The 18,441-nt window shown below is 68.6% G+C and carries 17 protein-coding genes; 14 read left to right on the top strand and 3 right to left on the bottom strand.

Annotated elements, in window-relative coordinates; translation table 11 throughout:
- Window positions 1-103 precede the first annotated feature (103 nt).
- The 3 genes from VF647_23435 to VF647_23425 all read right to left on the bottom strand — a co-directional run bounded on the left by VF647_23435 (window position 104) and on the right by VF647_23425 (window position 3,482).
- Window positions 104-1,186, bottom strand: coding sequence for a Fic family protein (locus tag VF647_23435; protein HEX8455051.1), 1,083 nt, complete (start codon window positions 1,184-1,186; stop codon window positions 104-106).
- A 94-nt stretch (window positions 1,187-1,280) separates the two neighbouring features.
- Complete coding sequence (speY, locus tag VF647_23430) at window positions 1,281-2,441, bottom strand: deoxyhypusine synthase (protein ID HEX8455050.1); 1,161 nt, start codon at window positions 2,439-2,441, stop codon at window positions 1,281-1,283.
- Window positions 2,442-2,675: 234 nt separating this feature from the next.
- Window positions 2,676-3,482: a TIGR00730 family Rossman fold protein gene (locus VF647_23425; GenBank protein HEX8455049.1), complete on the bottom strand. Its 807-nt coding sequence runs from the start codon at window positions 3,480-3,482 to the stop codon at window positions 2,676-2,678.
- A gap of 131 nt (window positions 3,483-3,613) precedes the next feature.
- Here VF647_23425 and VF647_23420 point away from each other — a divergent pair, with 131 nt between their 5' ends.
- From VF647_23420 to VF647_23355, 14 genes are all read left to right on the top strand, one after another.
- Window positions 3,614-4,642: a hypothetical protein gene (locus VF647_23420; GenBank protein HEX8455048.1), complete on the top strand. Its 1,029-nt coding sequence runs from the start codon at window positions 3,614-3,616 to the stop codon at window positions 4,640-4,642.
- Entirely contained in the window at window positions 4,639-5,052 is a 414-nt protein-coding gene (locus tag VF647_23415; GenBank protein ID HEX8455047.1) for a hypothetical protein, read from the top strand. Before VF647_23420 ends, VF647_23415 begins: the two co-directional genes overlap by 4 nt.
- Before the next feature lie 41 nt (window positions 5,053-5,093).
- On the top strand, window positions 5,094-5,717 hold the full coding sequence (locus VF647_23410) for a hypothetical protein (GenBank protein ID HEX8455046.1): 624 nt from the start codon (window positions 5,094-5,096) through the stop codon (window positions 5,715-5,717).
- Between the two features lie 26 nt (window positions 5,718-5,743).
- Window positions 5,744-6,148, top strand: coding sequence for a secondary thiamine-phosphate synthase enzyme YjbQ (locus tag VF647_23405; protein ID HEX8455045.1), 405 nt, complete (start codon window positions 5,744-5,746; stop codon window positions 6,146-6,148).
- Window positions 6,149-6,493: 345 nt separating this feature from the next.
- The gene (locus VF647_23400; GenBank protein ID HEX8455044.1) at window positions 6,494-7,432 is read left to right on the top strand and encodes a MaoC/PaaZ C-terminal domain-containing protein; all 939 of its coding nucleotides are present in this window, start codon (window positions 6,494-6,496) and stop codon (window positions 7,430-7,432) included.
- 158 nt (window positions 7,433-7,590) lie between these two features.
- Window positions 7,591-8,961, top strand: a complete 1,371-nt coding sequence (locus VF647_23395; GenBank protein ID HEX8455043.1) for a S41 family peptidase — start codon at window positions 7,591-7,593, stop codon at window positions 8,959-8,961.
- A 5-nt stretch (window positions 8,962-8,966) separates the two neighbouring features.
- Window positions 8,967-10,073 carry a histidine kinase gene (locus tag VF647_23390; protein ID HEX8455042.1) on the top strand — a complete coding sequence of 369 codons (1,107 nt, stop codon included), beginning with the start codon at window positions 8,967-8,969 and terminating at the stop codon, window positions 10,071-10,073.
- Window positions 10,070-10,795, top strand: coding sequence for a LytTR family DNA-binding domain-containing protein (locus tag VF647_23385; protein HEX8455041.1), 726 nt, complete (start codon window positions 10,070-10,072; stop codon window positions 10,793-10,795). The genes VF647_23390 and VF647_23385 overlap by 4 nt, the downstream gene beginning before the upstream one ends.
- Before the next feature lie 386 nt (window positions 10,796-11,181).
- Window positions 11,182-11,946 carry a CHAT domain-containing protein gene (locus tag VF647_23380; GenBank protein HEX8455040.1) on the top strand — a complete coding sequence of 255 codons (765 nt, stop codon included), beginning with the start codon at window positions 11,182-11,184 and terminating at the stop codon, window positions 11,944-11,946.
- Between the two features lie 14 nt (window positions 11,947-11,960).
- Complete coding sequence (locus VF647_23375; protein HEX8455039.1) at window positions 11,961-13,127, top strand: hypothetical protein; 1,167 nt, start codon at window positions 11,961-11,963, stop codon at window positions 13,125-13,127.
- A gap of 15 nt (window positions 13,128-13,142) precedes the next feature.
- Window positions 13,143-13,802, top strand: coding sequence for an OmpA family protein (locus tag VF647_23370; GenBank protein HEX8455038.1), 660 nt, complete (start codon window positions 13,143-13,145; stop codon window positions 13,800-13,802).
- The gene (locus VF647_23365; GenBank protein HEX8455037.1) at window positions 13,799-14,791 is read left to right on the top strand and encodes a hypothetical protein; all 993 of its coding nucleotides are present in this window, start codon (window positions 13,799-13,801) and stop codon (window positions 14,789-14,791) included. Before VF647_23370 ends, VF647_23365 begins: the two co-directional genes overlap by 4 nt.
- Window positions 14,788-15,999, top strand: coding sequence for a hypothetical protein (locus VF647_23360; GenBank protein ID HEX8455036.1), 1,212 nt, complete (start codon window positions 14,788-14,790; stop codon window positions 15,997-15,999). Before VF647_23365 ends, VF647_23360 begins: the two co-directional genes overlap by 4 nt.
- 33 nt (window positions 16,000-16,032) lie before the next feature.
- Window positions 16,033-18,399 carry a hypothetical protein gene (locus tag VF647_23355; GenBank protein HEX8455035.1) on the top strand — a complete coding sequence of 789 codons (2,367 nt, stop codon included), beginning with the start codon at window positions 16,033-16,035 and terminating at the stop codon, window positions 18,397-18,399.
- The last annotated feature ends 42 nt before the right edge of the window (window positions 18,400-18,441 follow it).

Here is an 18,441-nt window from a genome sequence, read left to right as displayed (position 1 = left end):
GGCTGGCGGAGGGCCAAATCTCCACCCGAAAAACCAGAAGGCAAATATGGTGATCTGCTTAACACGATCTAAAAACGTGTTAAATTCTGGAGGAAAATTTAACCTATTCAACAAGTACGTGCAGAAGCGGGTCGTTCAAGAAGTACACCTCTCTTCCGCTCGCAACTGCCCGCAGTAATCCAAGATCAACGAGCGACTGCAGGTATTTGGATGCCGTTTGCCGCGTCGCAATCCCTGCTTCTTCGACGAAACGGATCTTGGCGTATGGACGCTGAAAAACGATCTCCAGAAGCTCGCGTGAATACACCGACGGGCGCTCACGGCGAACGCGCTCTATCCAGTGTTCCATGAGCGATTGGATCGCGCGTATACGTCCTTCCGTGTGTCGCGCCGTTTTTTCCACCGCTTCGAGCATGTACAGGATCCACGACTCCCAACCGCCCGCTTCAGTGACGTCCCGGAGACCCTGATAGTACTCACGCTTCCGCTCCAGAATGAACCTGGAGAGGTAGAGCACCGGAGTGTCCAGCAGCCCGCGTTCTACAAGAAACAGTATGTTTGCGATCCGCCCGGTGCGGCCGTTCCCATCCGTAAAGGGATGGATTGCCTCGAACTGGTAGTGTATCACCGCCATCCGGACGAGCGGGTCCAGTTCATCCTCCGTGTAAAGGAACTCCTCGAGGTTCTTCAGTAGATCCCGCAGGCGCGATTCGCCCTCTGGGGGCGTGTAGATGACGTCACCCGCAGGATTGGCGAGCTTCGTTCCGGGAACGCGCCTTACACCGACATCGCTCTGTTTGATGATCCCCACCATCTCCTCGAACAGACGGGTGGTGAGTGGCCTTCCCTGATCTCGGATAGCCTGGAAGCCGAACCAGAGTGCGTCCGTGTAAAACAACACTTCTTTCGTCGCGGCGTCCGCGACTCGCGGAGCGTCAGCGAGGGCGCGATAAAGCTGGTCGCTGGTGGTGACTACGTTCTCGATCTCGCTGGAACTCCGCGCTTCCTGCACCCCGAGGGTCTGGATCAGGATCGCCTGGTTCGGGATCAGTGAGCCAGCGCCTTTCAGATCGGCGAGCGCTGTTCGCGAGCGGATCAACTGCTTGAGCACGGCCCTGGTTTCCAGCTCCGCATTGGGCGGGAGCGGGGGAAGGTCGTTGAAAGGCTCGTCGCGGTTGAAACTCATCCGTGGCTCAGATGGCGTTGCCATCGGCGAGGGGAGCGGTTGAGAGGAGTGACGCCCTGGCAATCCACGAGTGCGGCACTCCGTCTCGAGCCGCCTACCGGTCCCGGTCCAGCATGCTGCCTTCGTGCACGGCGTGCTCGCGCGCGGTCTCCTGGGCGGCCTCGTTGCGCGAGGACTTTTGGTACTCGTCGCGAATGCGCTGCATCATCTCCTCGCGGCGGTCGAAGAGGCGCTTGGGGGTGCGCGGCGCGTGCTGGTCGAGCGCGTATGCGGCCAGGATGGGGAGCGCCACCGTGGAGTCGATGTAGCACACGACCGCGTCGGGAAGGCGGTCGGGGTCGATCTTGCCCCAGGACACGGCCTCGGCGGGGGTGGCGCCGGAGAGGCCGCCGGTGTCGGGGCGCGCGTCGGTGATCTGGAGGAAGTAGTCGTGGCCGCGCTCGTCGATCCCCATCACCTCCTGGATCTGCGGCTCCGTCTGCAGAGCGAAGTTCTTGGGACTCCCGCCGCCCAGGATCCAGATCGCCGACTTGCCGCCGCCGCGCTTGGCGTCCAGCACGATGGACGCGGTCTCGTTGACGTCCGCGTTCACGTCGAACATCAGCTTGTTTCCCTGCAGCGCCTTGGCCGCCACGTTCATCCCGATCGACGAATCGCCCGGGGACGAGGTGTAGATGGGCACCGCGTGCTCGTACGCCGCCGCCAGCAGCGACTTGCGCCCGATCCCCAGCTCCTCCTCGCGCGCGGCGACGTACTTTCCGCACAGGTAGTGGAACTCGGCCGACGACATGGGGCGCTGGAACTCGGGGCCGGTGATGATCTGGCGGAAGAAGGCGTCGGTGTCCAGCAGCACCGAGTAGTCGAAGAAGATGTCGTAGATGCGTACGACCTCCTCCTCGCGCAGCACGGTGTCGGAGATCTGCGCGCTTCCCTGACGCAGCTCCAGCCCGATGCCGAAGTGCGTGTCGTGGTACAGGTTGGCGCCGGTGGAGATGATCCAGTCGACGAACCCGGCCTCGATCAGCGGGATCACGGAGCTCATCCCGAGCCCCGCCGGCGTCAGCGCCCCCGTCATCGTCAGCCCGACGGTGACGTCGTCGTCCAGCATCTTCTTCGTGAGGAGGTGGCACCCTTCTCTGAGACGCGCCGCGTTGTACGCCTGGAACGTCCCGTCCACCAGCTCGGACACGCTCAGCCCCGGCCCGATCCGCGTGGGCTCGATGCGCTTGCCGCTCAGGAACTTGCTCTTCGACATGTCTGAGAATCGCCTGGTGTTTGGATTTCGTGGCGAGTGAACTCGCGTCAACAACAGCACAAAGTCCGCCTTCGCGGACTCGGGGTCCATATCACGTCTCTCTAGCCGGCTTCAGCCGCCTTCGCGTGGTTTCAGCCGGGGGCTTCAGCCCCCGGCGGCGCGATGCCCGGGGTGAATCACCCAACCGGCCCCGGAGCCTGCGAAGGCAGGCTTCCCGCAGTTGTTGCAGCGGTTTCAACCGCCGGGCCCGCTCCTCACCCCAACCTCCTCCCGCACGCTCTTCTCCTCCGCGGCCGCGCAGTTGCGTTCGTGGCAGTCGACGATGATGCGCGCGACCTCTTCGGGCGAGTCGGTGACGACCATCAGCTTGAGGTCGTCGGGCGAGATCTTGCCCTCGGCGAGGAGGGTCCCGTGGATCCAATCGAGAAGACCCTGCCAGTAGGAGCGGCCGAAGAGGATCACCGGGAAATCGCGGACCTTGCGGGTCTGGATCAGAGTCAGCGCCTCGAACAGCTCGTCCAGCGTGCCGAAGCCGCCAGGGAAGATGACGAACGCCTCCGCGTACTTGACGAACATCGTCTTGCGGACGAAGAAGTAGCGGAAGTTGATGGCAACGTCCACGTACGGGTTCACGTGCTGCTCGAAGGGGAGCTCGATGTTGCACCCCACCGACATCACCTTCGCGTCGCGCGCCCCGGCGTTGGCCGCCTCCATGATCCCCGGCCCGCCGCCGGTGATGATGGTGAAGCTCGCCTCGCCCAGCAGCCGCGCCGTCTCCCGGGCCAGCGCGTACTGCTCGTGGTCCGGCTTCACCCGCGCGCTGCCGAAGATGGTGACGGCGGGGCCCAGGTTGGCCAGCGCGTCGAACCCCTCCACGAACTCGCCCATGATGCGGAACACCCGCCACGGATCCGTGTGCACGAAGTCGCCCGCCCGCGCCGGCGCCTGGGCGGGCGACTCCAGCAGCCGCTCGTCCTCGGTGGGGGTGCCGGTGCGCGCCGCGCGGTTGAGCGTGGGGTTGTCCTGGTTGACCTGGGCCATCGTACCGGTGTGGCAGTGGTGAACGCGCCGCCCTCGCGCCGGAGCGGCGCGCACGACAAAATAGAGCCGGGCCGCCGCCACGCAAAACCGCGTCCGCGGCCGGCGCATCTTTCCCACACGCGCGAGACCGGATGAGGCGACGGATGGGCAGGGCATTCGGGTCGATGATGGCGATGGCGCTGGCCCTGGCGGCGTGCCGCGGCGACCGCACGGACGCGCCCGAGGTGCAGACGGTGGTGGACACGACCAGCGCGCCCGGGGCCGTGGTCACGCTCGCCGTCCCAGAGCCGATGGGGTGGAACCAGGAGGACACGATCGTCGTCGCCCTCGCCAACCGCACCGCCACGGCGCTCGAGGGCGCGCGCATCCAGCTGGTGATGCAGGGGGCGATGGGTGCTGTCGCGGCGCCGGCAGGCACGCCGGGCGCTCCCGCCATCGACTCTGCCGGCGGCGAGACGCGCGTCACCTGGGAGCTGGGGACGGTGGCGCAGGGGGCCGCGATCGAGGTGCGCCAAGCCGTCCGCACGCCGCCCGCTCCCGCGGGTGCCGCCGCGACGACGCCGGTGTATCCGGTGCGAGTGGCCCTCCTTTCGCGCGCGGGGGCGCCGCTCGCCCCTCCGCGGCAGGACACCATTCGCATCCGTCCTGGCTCCGAGCGGGCGGCGGGCGGGTGCGCGACGGCGGGATCGTCGCCGGCGCAGCGCTACGGCATCGGCCCGGTGCGGCTGGGGATGACGGGCGCCGCCCTCCGCGCCGCCTGCCCCGAGGCCCGCGACACCGCCTGGCAGGCCGAGGGGACGGCGGAGAAGGGGCTCCTCGTCTCGCTGGCCGGTCGCGCGGTGGTGGCGCAGCTCGCGGGAGACAGCGTGGTGCGCATCGTGGCGGTCTCGCCCGAGGTGCGCACGGCGGTGGGCGTGGGGATCGGCTCCACGCTGGGCGACCTGCGCAGCCGCTACGGCCGGCTCTGTGCGATGCTGGGCGAAGGGCGCCTCGCGCTCTGGTCGCCGAACGCGCCGGGGGTCAGCTTCGGCCTGGCCCCTGCGGATACAGTGGGTGCAGTCGCGCAGCCCGACTCGCTGCGCGACGAGGTAAAGGTGGCGTCGCTCTGGATCCACGGAAAAGACACTCCATGCCCGGCGCGGCCGGAAGGGACCCGATGAACATCTCTCTCGCCTTCCTGGCGGATGAAGCCAACGTGTCGCAGGAAGGGAAGCTGAACGTGCTGGGCATCTTCGACCGCATCAACGCGGCGAACTTCCCCGTGGTCCACCCGCGGATGGTTTTCGCCTTCCGCGTGCAGATGGAGTTCGGCGACGCGGGGCGCACCTTCCCCGTCGAGGTGCGCCTGCTGGACCAGGACGGCACCGCGATGTTCGAGGCGGTCGGCGAGATCATGGCGCCCGCCGTCCCGCCGGGCGAGTTCGCCACCGCCAACCAGGTCTTTTCGATGGTTGGCGTGCAGTTTCCCGCAGAGGGGATGTACCGCTTCTCCGTGAGCATCGGCGGCGCGGAGCCGTACGACACCCCGTTCCTGGTGCAGGCCACGGCCAGCGATCCCATGATGAACTGACCGGCTGCGCACCGGCGTCCTCGTGCCTCGGGAGCCTGCGAATGGATCCACACGACCGATCGGAACCCATCGACGCGGACTGGAGCGCCATCGCCGGCGAGGCGCGGGCGCGGACCCGGGCGGCGCTCCCCACCCTTCGGCGTACCGGCATGGTAATCGGCGGCGCCGCGCTCGTGACGCTTCCCTTCGCGCCCCCTGTCGGCGTGGCGCTGGGCCTTCTCGCGGGCCTGTTCTACGGCGTCGTCATCCGCCCGACCACGGCGGGGGATCCCATGGTCTTCGTGGGCCGGATCGCGGGGCGGCGCATGTGGAGGAAGGTCTGGGACGCCAACGAGGGCCCTGACGACGCCGAGAACCGGGTGCCGGTCGCCCACTTCGCCAAGTGGATGGTGGACGCCCGCATCGACACTCGCGTGATCCTTGGGCCTGATGCCCAGCGCGTGCAGGCGGAGCCGGTGCGGCAGATGGACTTCGCGGTGGCCCGAGAGCTGTTCCTGAGCCTCGGGGACGGCGCAGCGGTCGGGTTCATCGTGACGCCGTCCAACGACCTGCTGGGATACGTGACCTCCGCCGGGCAGCCCGTCTGGTTCGCCGAGCCCACCGACCAGGCCTGGAAGCGCGGCGGGTACAAGGTGCTCGACGACCCCGAGGTGTGGCCGGAGTAGGCCCCCTTCGCATCCACGTAAAGCAAATGGAAGAGATCCGCGTCCGCACCGGCGACCGCAACGCGCTGGTCGAGATCACCGGGCAGGTGAAAGCAGCCGTTCGCCGCACCGGCGTGCGCGAGGGGATCGTCGTCGTGCAGAGCCTCCACACGACCGCCGCCCTGACCGTCAACGAGAACGCCGACCCCGACGTGGTGCACGACGTCCTGCGCAAGATGGACGAGATCGTCCCCGCCACCGAGCCGTACTACCGACACGCGGAGGGGAACAGCGACAGCCACGTAAAGACCTCCCTCTTCGGCCCGTCGCTGACCCTGATCGTCCACGACGGCCGCCCCCTCCTCGGCCGCTGGCAGGGCATCTACCTGTGCGAGTGGGACGGGCCGCGCGAGAGGACCGTGGCCGTGCAGGTGATAGCTGCAGCGGGCTGATTCGACCCTGGCGCCTGCATTTTCTGCTGATCAGAAAAAAGGAGATGAGTCCGATGCCTGATCGAGACGCCGACCCCCGGCCTCTGCCCCGCGGATGTACCCTGGAGGATTTGCGGGAACTTTACGCGTCCCTTCCACATCTGTCGCAAGACGACATCGACAGCTTCGAATGGGACATCGAAGAGGCTCGATCCCAGTTGGCCGATCCTGTCTTCCCGCAGGACCCCTGGGAACGTTGATCTATGCAAATACTGCAACGGAGGGGCAGGTGGATGGGCTCGATTCTGTAACCGCGCGCTATTCTACGATCAAGGCGGTCCTGTACCTGCACAGGCCCGATCCACGATGCCGATCTTGAGCTCTGCTTCCCAACTCGGCTCGGCGCTGCGGCTGGCCGTGCGCGGGTTGATGGCGCGCAACGAACCGGAGCTGCCGCTGGAGGCGCCGCGCCGCAAACCGGCCGTGGAGCGCACCGGGGTGTTTGCGGATGCGGCGTCGGTGGAGCGCTACCTCCGCGCCACCGAGGGAGCGGACATCGCCGCGTTCAAGGGCGATGGCGCGCCGCTTCCCCCGCTCTTCCCCACGACCTGGGAGACGGAGCGGTGCCTGGAGCTCTTCGCCGGGTTGGACCGACCGCTCCCGGTGGGCGGCGTGGTGCACCTGGAGAGCGAGATCCTCTGCCTGCGCCCCATCCGCCTTGACGACACGGTGCGCTGCCGCGTGGAGCTGGAGCGCGCCGAGCAGGTGAGCCGTGGGCTACGGCTGACGGTAACCGCGCGCAACTGGACAGCCACCGGCCAGCTATGCTCCCAGAGCACCGCCATCTTCCTGGCCCGCACGCGCGCGCCGCGGCAACCCCGCACCGGCGACCCGCCCCGGCGCGACCCCGCGGCGGAGGGGCCGCAGACGTGGGAGCCGCTCGCGAGCTGGGTGCTGGGCGGCGGTGCCGGCCGGCGGCACGCGCGCGCCTCGGGCGACTACAACCCGATCCACCTCTGGGGGTGGACGGCGCGGCCGTTCGGCTTCAAGCGCCCCATCCTGCACGGCTTCTGCACGGCGGCGATGGCGGCGCACGCCCTCGTCGAAGGTCCGCTGGGCGGCGACCCCACCGCGCTCCGCCGCATGCGCATCGCCTTCCGCGCCCCGCTCCCGCTCCCGGCCCACGCCCGCCTCTGGGTGGGCGAAGCCGAAGGCCAGCGCTGGTTCCGTGTCACCGACGACCCCGGCGACACGCTCTTCGCGCAGGGTACCTGGGCGGGCACCGTCCGCGCTGATCCGTCCTGATCCTGGGACAAACGGAGGTGAGGGGCCCGCCATCCGACGACGATACGGCCCGGTCGGGCGCGTAGCCGGCCGGTTGGGCGAACGACGCTTGGGCAAGTTGCGGGGAAACGCCACTGTTGTCGCACGTGGCTGTTCCGTTCCCAGCAACCGTCTGAGCGATGATGCACACCCGCAGCCGTCTCCTGATTCCCCTGCTCCTGATCCCGGCACTCGCGTCCGACACCCTTGCCCAGGGGCGGCCGGAGGTCGCCGGCAACTGGCTGGTGCGCGTGGAGGCGCCGCAGCCGCTCACGGCGGTGCTGTCGATGGACGAGCGCGGCGGCGTGCTCACGCCCGGCGCCTTCTCCTGGTCGCAGACCGTGGTGCCCGCCTCGGCCACGCGGACGGACTCGGGGTTCGTGGCCCGCGGGACGGCGCGCGGCGGCGAGTTCGCGCTGGACGTGGCGGTTCGCGGCGATTCGCTGCGGGGCACCTGGAGCGGCGCCGGCCAGGCGCCCGTGGCCGCAACGGGCTTGCGCCTGACGCGCGAGGCGCTGGCGCCGTTGACCGGGACGGCGGTGTTCGACAGTGTTGTGGCGGTGCTCGGACGCAGCTTCTACGATCCCGGGTACAACGGCGCAGACTGGAACCAGCTCGTGGCCGAGGCACGCCCGGGCGCCGCCGCCGCCCGCACCGACCCCGAGGCGTACGAGGTCATCGCCGGGCTGCTTCGCGCGCTGCGCACCTCGCACCTGAATTTCGTCCCCTCCGTCCGCCTGACGCGGCCATTGGGGCCGAGCACGGCGGCCGCACCCGCGCCGGCGGCCAGGCCATCCGTGAGCTGGCGGGTACTTTCGCCGTCGCTGGGCTACCTCCGCATCGAGAGCTTCAACCCGTCCGGGGCGGCGCTGGTGCCCGAGGTGGCGCGGATGGACAGCGCGTTCGCCGCGATGGCGGCGCTGCCGGCCATCGTTATCGACCTCCGCGGAAACGAGGGCGGCTCCGTGGACCTGGCCTACCGCCTGGGGCAGCACCTGAACGCGACCCCCGTGCCCGCCGGCTACTTCGTCGTCCGCAACGGGTACGACAGCCGGGGGATGCGCACCGCGGGCGCACTGGATGCCGCGAAGGTGCCCGCGCTCCCCACCGACGGCTCGGTGCCCGGCGAAAGGCTGGCAGAGGCGGTGGCGGCGGCAGGCGGTGCCGCGATGCTGTACATCGGCGGCGGGCTCGAGCGGCCGTACGCGGGTCGCGTGGCCGTGCTGACCGACAAGGGCACGGGGAGCGCCGCGGAGGCGGTGGCCGCCGTGCTCCAGGAAGCGCGCGGCGCCGTCGTCGTGGGCGAGCGCACGGCGGGCGCCATGCTCTCCTCCGCCGACGTGGTGGTGGCGCCCGGGTGGCGGCTTCGTTTTCCCGCGATGGACTACCGCACCGCCGCCGGCCGCCGCCTGGAAGGCAACGGTGTGGAGCCCAACGTCGCGGCTCCCCCGGCGGACGAGGCGGCGCTGTTCCGAGCCGCCGCTCAGGCCCTGCGCGTACCCTCCCCCTGATCCGCATGACCGACGCACTTTCCGCCGGCTCCGACCGGCGCCGCTGGACGCTGTACGCGGCGGCGTGGCTCCCCATGCTCGCCGCGTACTTCGGCGCCATCATGGCCGGCGGCGGCGACGCGCTGGGAAGCTTCACGCTGGCCCTGAGCAACACCGTTCCGGCCGCGCTGGCCGGCATCGGCGTGGTGTACGCGTGCGCGGCGATCCCCTGGGGCAGCCGCGGATCGGGCGCGTTCCTGGGGATCCACGCCGTGCTCGCCATCGCCTTCTCGCTGGCGTGGTGCGGCCTGATGCTGGCCCTGCGCACGGTCGTGGACTCGCTTTGGGCGTGGCGCGCGCGGGTGGCCACGCTCACCTTCGAGGAGCTCCGCTGGCAGCTGGGCGCCGGCGTGCTGCTGTACGTGACCATCGCGGCCGTGCGCTACGTCGGCGAGGTCGGCGAGCGCCTTCGCGTACAGGAGGCGCGCGCCGCGCGGGCCGAGGCGCTGCACGCGCGCGCGGAGATGCAGGCCCTGCGCGCGCAGATCAATCCGCACTTCATGTTCAACACGCTGCACTCCCTGCTGGAGCTGGTGAGCGCGGGCGACGGGCGGGCCGAGGAGGCCATCGAACGCTTCGGCGCGCTGCTGCACCGCACCTGCGACGTCCGCCGCAGCGCCGCCGACGACGTGCCGCTGACCGAGGAGATCCAGCTCGTGCGCGACTACCTGTGGATCGAGCAGCTTCGCCTGGGCGCGCGCCTGCACGCGGAGATCGAGGTGGATGACGACGCCCTGCGGTGCACCGTGCCCTCCTTCGTGCTGCAGCCGCTGGTGGAGAACGCGGTGAAGCACGCCGCGTCGATGCGCGTGGCGCCCACCTCCATCCGCATACGCGCGGCGCGGGACGGCGGCCAGCTTCTGCTGTCGGTGGAGGATGACGGGGCGGGCGCCATCCTGGAGCAGGTGGAGCGGGCGCCGGGCGCGGGGCTGCGGCTGGTGCGCGGGCGGTTGGAGGCGCGCTACGGCGATGCGGGGCAGATGCGGATCACCACGGCGCCGGGCGCGGGGTTCCGCGTGGCGCTCGCGCTCCCGGCCGGCGCGCCCGCTCTGGCGATGGCGGGGCAGCGATGAGCGCGATGGCGCTGCGTACCGTAGTGGCGGAGGATGAGCCGCTGGCCCGGCAGCGGCTGCGGCGCTTCGTGGAACGCGATCCGCGCCTGCTGCTGGTGGGCGAGGCGGAGAGCGGGATGGCGGCCGTGGAGCTGATCGATCGCCTGGCGCCCGACGTGGTGTTCCTGGACGTGCAGATGCCGGAGTGCACCGGGCTGGAGGTGCTGGAGCGCGCCGCGCACCGCCCCGCGCCGGTGTTCACCACCGCGTACCCGGAGTATGCCCTGCGCGCCTTCGAGGTGGAAGCGTACGACTACCTGGTGAAGCCGTTCGGATGGACGCGCTTCCAGGCCGCTGTGGACCGCGTGGCGCGCCGCCTGTCTGCCCCGTCTGCGCCCGCCCCCGCGCCGGAGCCGTACCTGGAGCGGCTGTTCGTGCGTCGAAAGGGCGAGATGGTGCCCGTGAGCATGCGCGACGTGCATCGCATCGAGGGCGCGGGCGACTACGTGACCCTGTGCACCGGCGCCGGCCAGGTGCTGGCCGACATCAGCCTGAACGAGCTGGAGCGCCGCCTGGACCCGGCATCCTTCCGGCGCGTGCACCGGGCGCACATCGTGAACCTGGACCACGTCTCCGCCATCCGCCCTTACGACGAGCGGCGCCTCTCCGTCCGCTTCTCCGACGGCTCGGAGGTGGTCGCCAGCCGTGCCGGCTCCCAGTCGCTGCGCGAGATGGTGCGCTGATGGGCGAAATCACCCCTCAACCGCTGTGATCTGGCCCACCTCGTAGTGCCCCCTCCTCGTAGCCAAGCTGCCGCCACTCCGAGGCATCCGCTCTCCAGGATGTAAACTCCGAGTCCTCCACCTCGCTCAGCACCTGACGCGCGGGTGCCGTGCCGACCCTCGCCGTCATCCGTTCGTCACGCACCAGCTTCGGCAACTCGTCGGGAACGGTGAGGATGCAGCCCGGTCCGATCCGCGGTGCTGCCCATCCACCCACCGCTCCACGTTCAGACCGCCGCCCCGATCTCATGGGACCGGCGCCGGTGCCGCGCGTGAGAAACCGGAGCCGTCCGTCCGACAGATGCTCCGCACAGATTAGAGCGCGAAACCAACCCCCGGAGACTCCTATGTCCGACAAGATCAAAGTGCTGTTCCTGGCCGCCGACCCGTTCCGCGACCGCGCAAAGCTGGAGCTGGAAGCGGAGATGCGCGCGATCCGGCGCGCGCTGATGCGTGGGAAGGCACACGATACCCTGGAAATGGAGTCTCACTTCGGCACGCGCACGCGCGACCTGCAGGCTGCCCTGCTGGACTACCGACCCGACATCGTCCACTTCTCGGGGCACGGCGGCAAAGGTGGCGTCCTCTACCTGAGCGACGCGGCGGGGAATCCCACGGCGGTGGACAAGGCGGCGCTGGGCAAGCTGTTCGACCTGCTGGACGGCGGGGTGCGCGTCGTGGTCCTGAACGCCTGCCACACGCATTCCATCGTCGAGGTGCTGCGCGACATCGTGGACTACGCGATCGGCACCAACCACGCCATCACCGACGAGGCCGCCTTCACCTTCTCACAGGCCTTCTACACCGCGTTGGGGTCCGGCGCCGGAGTGCAGCAGGCGTTCGACCTCGCGGTGAACCAGATGGAGCTGGACGGCAGCGAAGAGGCGGCGGTGCCGGTGCTGCGCAAGCAGTTCGGCGCGGACCGGCGGCCGCTGCTGGACGCGCCACCCGCCCCCGCCCCACAGTCGGCCGGTGGACAGCACAACAAGATCGGCCGGATCGTGGCCAGCAACGACATCGGATTCAACGCGGGAGGACGCTCAGGAGCCCCGGGAGGGCAGGCGAACGAGATCGGGCACCTTTCCGCGCGCGACGTGAAATTCAACGGCTGACAACGAAGGGACTTATGAGCGCCCACGGCATCATCTCTCTTCTCTGGCAGGACAACACGGTCGCCGGGCGAGTGATCCTGCTATTCCTGCTGGTTTTGGGAACGGCCGCCGGATCAGCTGCTGTGCGCCACCGCGCCCGGTACCGCCACCGCGAGACACGCACGCTGAACCACGTGCGCTCGCGGCTGCAGGAGCTTCGGGACGCGGAGCAGCCGACGCAGGGGGCGGAACACGGGAAGCGCTCTCCGCTCCCTCCTCCCGTGGATCTTCACCTGCTGCGAGAGCACGTACCCGGCGACACGCTGATCGGTGACCGGCTGGACGCGCTGGCCCGCATGAAGCAGGCGCGCGTGAAGGTGAATGTTGACGCGCTCCAGCAGATGACGATCTTGCGCGAAGGCGCCAGCCCGGGACTGGCCTTTCCCGGTTACGCGGTGGACCTGGCGATGATGTTGGGAATGCTCGGCACCTTCCTGGGGTTGTGCCTGATGCTGCTGGAAATGCAGGCGGTGCTGCCCAGCGCGTCCGGCGTTCCGGCGGCGGGGGGATTCAGCGAGGCGGTGGACAGCTTGGGGCACATCATCGCCAGCAAGAAGACCGCGTTCGTCACCACCCTGGTGGGGCTGGCCTGCGCCATTGTCATCTCTTTCCTCAACTTTCGGCTTGCGCGTGCCCAGTCGGCCTTTTACGACGCGCTGGAGCGCTTCACCACGGCTGAACTGCTCCCCGCAACCGTGCCTGCGGTGGAGGACGAAACCGCCATGGAAAAGCTGTCGCTGCAGCTTAGCGACACGTTCGCCAATCTGGGCAGCCTGTCGGAGCACCACGCGGGTAATCTGGAGCGGATGCAGGAGATGCAGGTCTCGTTCGGGGAGATCGTCCACAGCATCCGGGCGATCACTCAGCAGTCCGCGCGCGGACCGGCCGAAGAGGCGGCGGGCGCCCTGAGCACGCTGGTCAAGCAGCTGGGCGACGCCAACGAAACGCTGGTCAAGGTGGCCGAGTCGGTGGCCTTGAGCGCGGTGCAGCAGCGGCAGCAGGCCTTTCAAGCGACCACTGTTCACAGGCCCGCTACGCTGGGCACGCTGCTGGACGATGGCCTTTCCCTGCTGAGCCGTAATCCGCTTCCTACCCTGCTCGCGGCGGGCGCGCTGGTTTCCCTGCTCATCTTCCTCTTCTAAACGGAGAGCACGAGCATGCATACCACGCGCGGCGCACCGACTGTCCATACCGGCATAAATTACTGGCCGGGGCTGATCGACATGCTCACCTCCATGTTGATGTTCTTTCTGCTCATCTACTTCGTGGAGCACAACTTCAGCTCGGCTAGCGCCGAGCTGGCCGTCGCCCGGCAAAAACAGGCACGGTTCGTTGCCGTGCTCCACGAGGAGTTCGCGCATGAGATCCGCAATGGGCAGGTGGCGGACACCGCCGTGCTGAACCTGTTGCAGCTGCGCTTCGGCGACGGGGTACTGTTCGAGCCGGGCCGATACGAGCTGCATCCCCGCGGAGCGGCACTGTTGCGGCGGTTGGCCATTGTGTTCCAGCGGGTGGACGTGGCGGCGGCGGGGCCGCTGTACCAGCAGATCCAGGTGGAAGGGCACACCGACGACCTTCCCTTTCGACGCTCCTCGTACCCGCACGACAACTGGGAGCTTTCCACCGCGCGCGCCATGTCGGTGATGAAGTTTCTGACACGTGGCGCGCGCCCGCTGGAGGAGCGCCGCATGTCCGTGAACGGGTATGCCCAGAACCGGCCCGTTAGCAAGCGGCGCAACCGGAACCGCCGGATCGAGATCCGGATCTACTTTTCCGGGCAGCGGTCGGGAACCGACTCACCGGCAGAAGCTCGGTGAGCCGCGACGCCCGCCCGGAGCTGGAGTTGCGCCGCCTGCTGTGGCGATACGAGTACCGGGCGCTCTCGCCGTTGCGAATGAAGCGCGAGCTACGCGCGGAATACCTTCGAACCGCGCGCGAATTCGATCACCTGGCTGGAGGCGTTCCGGCCATTCGCAGGCACGATCCGGATCTGCTGGACGACCGTGACGCATTCCTGTCCAGGACCGATGCGGCCATCAAGACCGGCAGGTACCGCGAAGCGATGGAACATGCCCTCCGCGGGCGCGTGGTCCTGACGACCATGCGCGCCCTGGCAGACGCCGACGCGCGGGTACGTGAAGCCGCGGGCGCGGTGGAGCACTTGCACGGGCTGGCGGGCGCGAACCGCCTGCGCGGTCTGCCCTGCCTTCAGGCCCCCGCACGGCTGCTGGTGCAGGCCCGCCGGCAGATGGGCCGCCGTCGCTATGGCCAGGCCCTTTACCTTGCGGGCGCGTGTCTGGTTGAGGCGGCACCCCTGGCGGGGCGTGAACGGCCGGCCCCCCTGACTCGGGTCGCGGAGCTGGTGGCCCGCTTCGGCCAGATCCGCACCCTCTGTTCAGGAACGCGCGAGCTGTCTGGCGATGGCGCCGGCGATCCTCTGGCCGACGGGTCCGTCGATGTAGGCGTGGCCCTGGCGCGCGACGGCTACCTGGCTTTCGCCGAGCGGATAGCGGACGAGCTCGCGTTCCTGTTCGCGTCGCGCAGCCGGTTTTACCTCGAGCTCACGCGCTCCGGCGCCGGCGGGGCGGAAGACGCCGGGATACTGCCCGGGCCCTTGAATGGGGGCGCTGACGAGGATACCTGGGCCTCCGCCACCATGGAGCTCTGGCGCTCGCGCGTGCAGACCGCTCTGCAGAGGGCGGGGAGCCAACACGAGCGGTTGAACCGTGCCCGCTCCAGCCTGGGTCCCGCGGGCTCGGGCGACCTCACCACCAACCAAAGCTCTCACCAGGAAAAACCACGATGAACCAGACCTTCGAAGAGCGCCTGCTCAGAAAGCATGAGGCGGAGCCGCTGGAAGGACACACGGTAGTGGTGTTCGAGCGCGCGGGCGACCTGGGCGAGAAGTTCCACTGCATACTCCCTTCCGGCACTCCGATGCAGAAAGAGGGGTTTCTGCGCCGCACTCTCGGGCCCAGAAAGGAGTACGTGGCGTACGCCGTCACCGCCGCACCGGAGCTGTACGCGGACTTCAGCCGCCACGTGGTCTTGTCGGATCACGCGCACGAGTTCGACCTGCTGTTCAACCTGTGCTACTACGTGGACGATGCCCGCCTGCTGGTCACGACCCGCACCAATGACCCGCTGGGCTCCGTGTGTAGAAAGGTGGGAGACGTAATCTCCGCCCTCGTGTGTGAGCTTCCATGGAATTCGGTGTGGCACTCCTTCCGGGCATCCGTGGACACCGTGATCCACGACAACCTGAGCCCCCTTCGGAAAGACGCCGCGCGCTTCGGAATCGGGATCCGCTCGATCGGGGTGGACCTGCAGCTTCCTGAAAGCGAGACGAAGACGATCCGCACCGTCGATCGCGGGATCACCGACCTGGAGCTGACCCGGGAGCTGAAGCTCGCGGAGATCGAGAACGAGGAGATCCTCGCGCGACGCCGTAGGCAGAAAGATATCAGCGTACGCGGACACGCCATCTCGGCGGGCCTCGAGATCGCCGATCTGGAGGATCAGGAGCAGGAGGTGTCGCATCGGCGGGGCCTGCGGGAGGGCAGGTACGAAGCCGAGCGTGAAGCGATTCGCACCGTCGGAGGGGCCGTCCGCAACGCTGCTGAATACCGCAACACGTTCCATGGCCCGCGCGGCCTGACCGCCGGCGAGGGTGGCGGCAGCCACCCTCCCACACTGCTTTCCCCTGGGAAGGAAGGTGCCTCCTCTCCACCTGTGCCACGTGGCGATCGCCTGGCCGCGGTGGTAATCGACCTGGCCGCCGCCACCAGCGACGTGCATCCGACCCCGACGAAAAACGCCATTCGCTCCTCGCTGCTGCACCTTGTCGCCGAGGTGCTGGCGGACGGCACGAGCGATGAGATCCGGCGTGACCAGTACGCGCACCGGGCGCGCACACTGGTCTCCTCGCTGCACCCCGTGCCGGGTGACGTTGAACTGAATGTGCTGAACAACCTGATGGATCCCACCTGGCTGCAAAACGCGCTGGGGGTCTGACGCTTCCATTCTCAAGACCTGGAGCCGCGATCCATGTCCGACCAGGACACCTTGGTAAATGTGCCTGCCCCTGATGCAGCTGCCGAACCCGTGCCCCCGAGCGACTCCGGCGGCCAGGCGGCGATGGGCGACGGACCGCTTCCCGGCGCGTCCAAAGGTGAAAGCGCCTTCCGGCAGGCCAACGAAACCGGCGACATCGAAGCGGACAATGTCAGCTTCTCCACGATCGAGAACCAGATCGTCCACATGTACCGAAGCCGCACGGCGCTGCGCGACTTCACGTGCGCCGACGCCCAGCCGGTCTCGGAAAGCTGGGAAGAAACCAGCGTGTGGAGCTACGAGGACGCGAGCGAGGCGATTGATGGCCTCGTGAGGCACCTGGAAGATCAGCGCGTGCTGCTGCTGGACGCGACCCGAGGCGCAGGCCGGGTGACGGCGTCCATCTACGTCGGCCGGCGGTTGCGCGAACGGGGAAGTTGCGACAAGCCTACTCTGCTGGTGCAGTCCCTGGACCGCCAGGTGCGCCTGGACCTGCGCCGCGTGGCGGTCGCCGACAGGGAGATGCGCAACCGGATGGTGATCTTTCGCGACACGCTGTCGCGGGTGGACAAAACTGACCATTCCGGCTGGCAGCAGCTGAAGGAGCAGTTGCGCGAGCGTAACGCATACGTCGTCTTCATCACGGAATCCGGCGAGGCTGCGCGCGATGATCTGGCGCCCACCCGGCCTTTCGTCCGCGCGCTGCCCCGGCATTCACGGGAGCGGTTGGAGGCTGAACTGGAGGCGCGGCTTCGGGAGATGGGGCGTCAGGGTGGCGACGTGGCCGAAATAGCCGCCGCGCTGGACGCACGCCGCGATTGGCTGCTCGGCAACTTTACCTACGCGCCGCAGATCGCCGAGTTCGTTTCGCTGTACGCGGAGCTGAACCGTCCCGCCCTGGAGCCGGAAGAGGTGTGGGCGCGCTTCTGCGATACGGGGGGGCGGCTGCTGCGCAATCCCGACGGGGATCTGGACGGGTGGTCGGCCGTGCTTGCCCTGGCGGTTTCGCAGTGCCTGCGCGATGCACGGGGAGTGCGCTGGGTGGACTTCGACCGGCTGCACCGGCACGTCCGCGATTGGTTGCGTGCTGACCTGGAACTGCGCACTCCGCGTACGGTAGAGGACGAAGGAGGGCGAGTCCCTGCCGTCCCAGTCGAATTCTCTGATGAGCCGCTCCTGGCCGCGGCACATGCCGAAGACTACGTGGACCCAGCGACACTCGCCTGCATGGTCCGCTTTCGCGGCGGAGTCCCGCCGGAAGAGGTCTGGCAGGCCCTGCTCCAGCGGCACCGGCGTGCGCTCGGAACCCTGCTGCCTGGGCTCCGCCAGTTGGCCGAGGAAGGTGGGGACCTGGCGGTGCTGGCGGCGCAAGTCATTGGGCGCATCGGTGAACTGGACCCGGAGCGAATCGTCTTCCCGCTGGTATCCCGGTGGATGGCCTCTGACCACGACGGACTGCAGGGAGCCGTTGGTGCGCTGTACGAGGGAGTGCTGGGGAGCGGAAGCGAGCCGTACCAGAAGCTCTGCCTGCATCATCTGCACGAGCTGCGGTGCAGTCCCGCGGCGGCGGGAGTACGGCTGCCAGCCATCATCGCCGCGTACTCGTGGATTGGCGACTTCGAGCCCGCGCACGCCATGCGCGAGTTGGGCGCCATGGCGCGCGAGCACCTGGCGCCCATGATAGCGGACGTCCAGCGTCTGGGCCGGCTAATGGCTCGCGTGGCGCAGAAACGCGGCCAGCAGCGCTCCGCCACCGCCCGGGCGGTGCTGCAATCGTATCAGTCCATGCTGCGCGACCTGGTGACCCGCGTCTACGCAGAGAAGGCAAGCACGTACGTGGCGATACAAATGACAGTGGCGTCTCTCATCGCCACGCGCGGCCTTCGCGTCGTCCTGGGCGAGCTGCGTCGGTGGGTAGCCGAGGGCGGGTGGCAGATGGGTGTGCTCGTGGCGATGATGTTCCTGAATGAGAAAGGCATCGCCGACCGCCTGAAGAAGCCCCGGGGAGATGCGGGTGCGGCCGGTGGTTGCAATGCAATGGTGACGTGGATGAGCGAAGGCGAGCATGAGGTGCGGCTCGCCGCGCGCTTCCTGGAGGATCTATTCGACAGCCTGGCGACGCCGTTCCTGGTAGAGACGGAGCTGCAGCGACACTGCGCCGCCAGTCTACGGGAGCACCTGACGGATTGGGTGCATAGCGCGCTCCCCAATCCGGACCATGCCGCCGCTATGAAGTCCTTGCTGGAGAAAATGGCCCGCATGCCCGCCCTGCGCGAGTCGCTCCTGGACCTCTTGGAGGCGCAGGAGTTCGCGGAAGGCGACCTGAAGGTGCGCAAGTTCGTGTCGACGATACACCTGTAGCGCCCGTCCGGGTCTTCCACACTCTGCCAGGTGGTGCGCCTG

The organism is Longimicrobium sp., assembly GCA_036387335.1.
Taxonomy (GTDB): domain Bacteria; phylum Gemmatimonadota; class Gemmatimonadetes; order Longimicrobiales; family Longimicrobiaceae; genus Longimicrobium.
The sequence above is the reverse complement of the archived record's forward strand: the minus strand, read 5'-3'. Positions and strand labels throughout refer to the sequence as shown.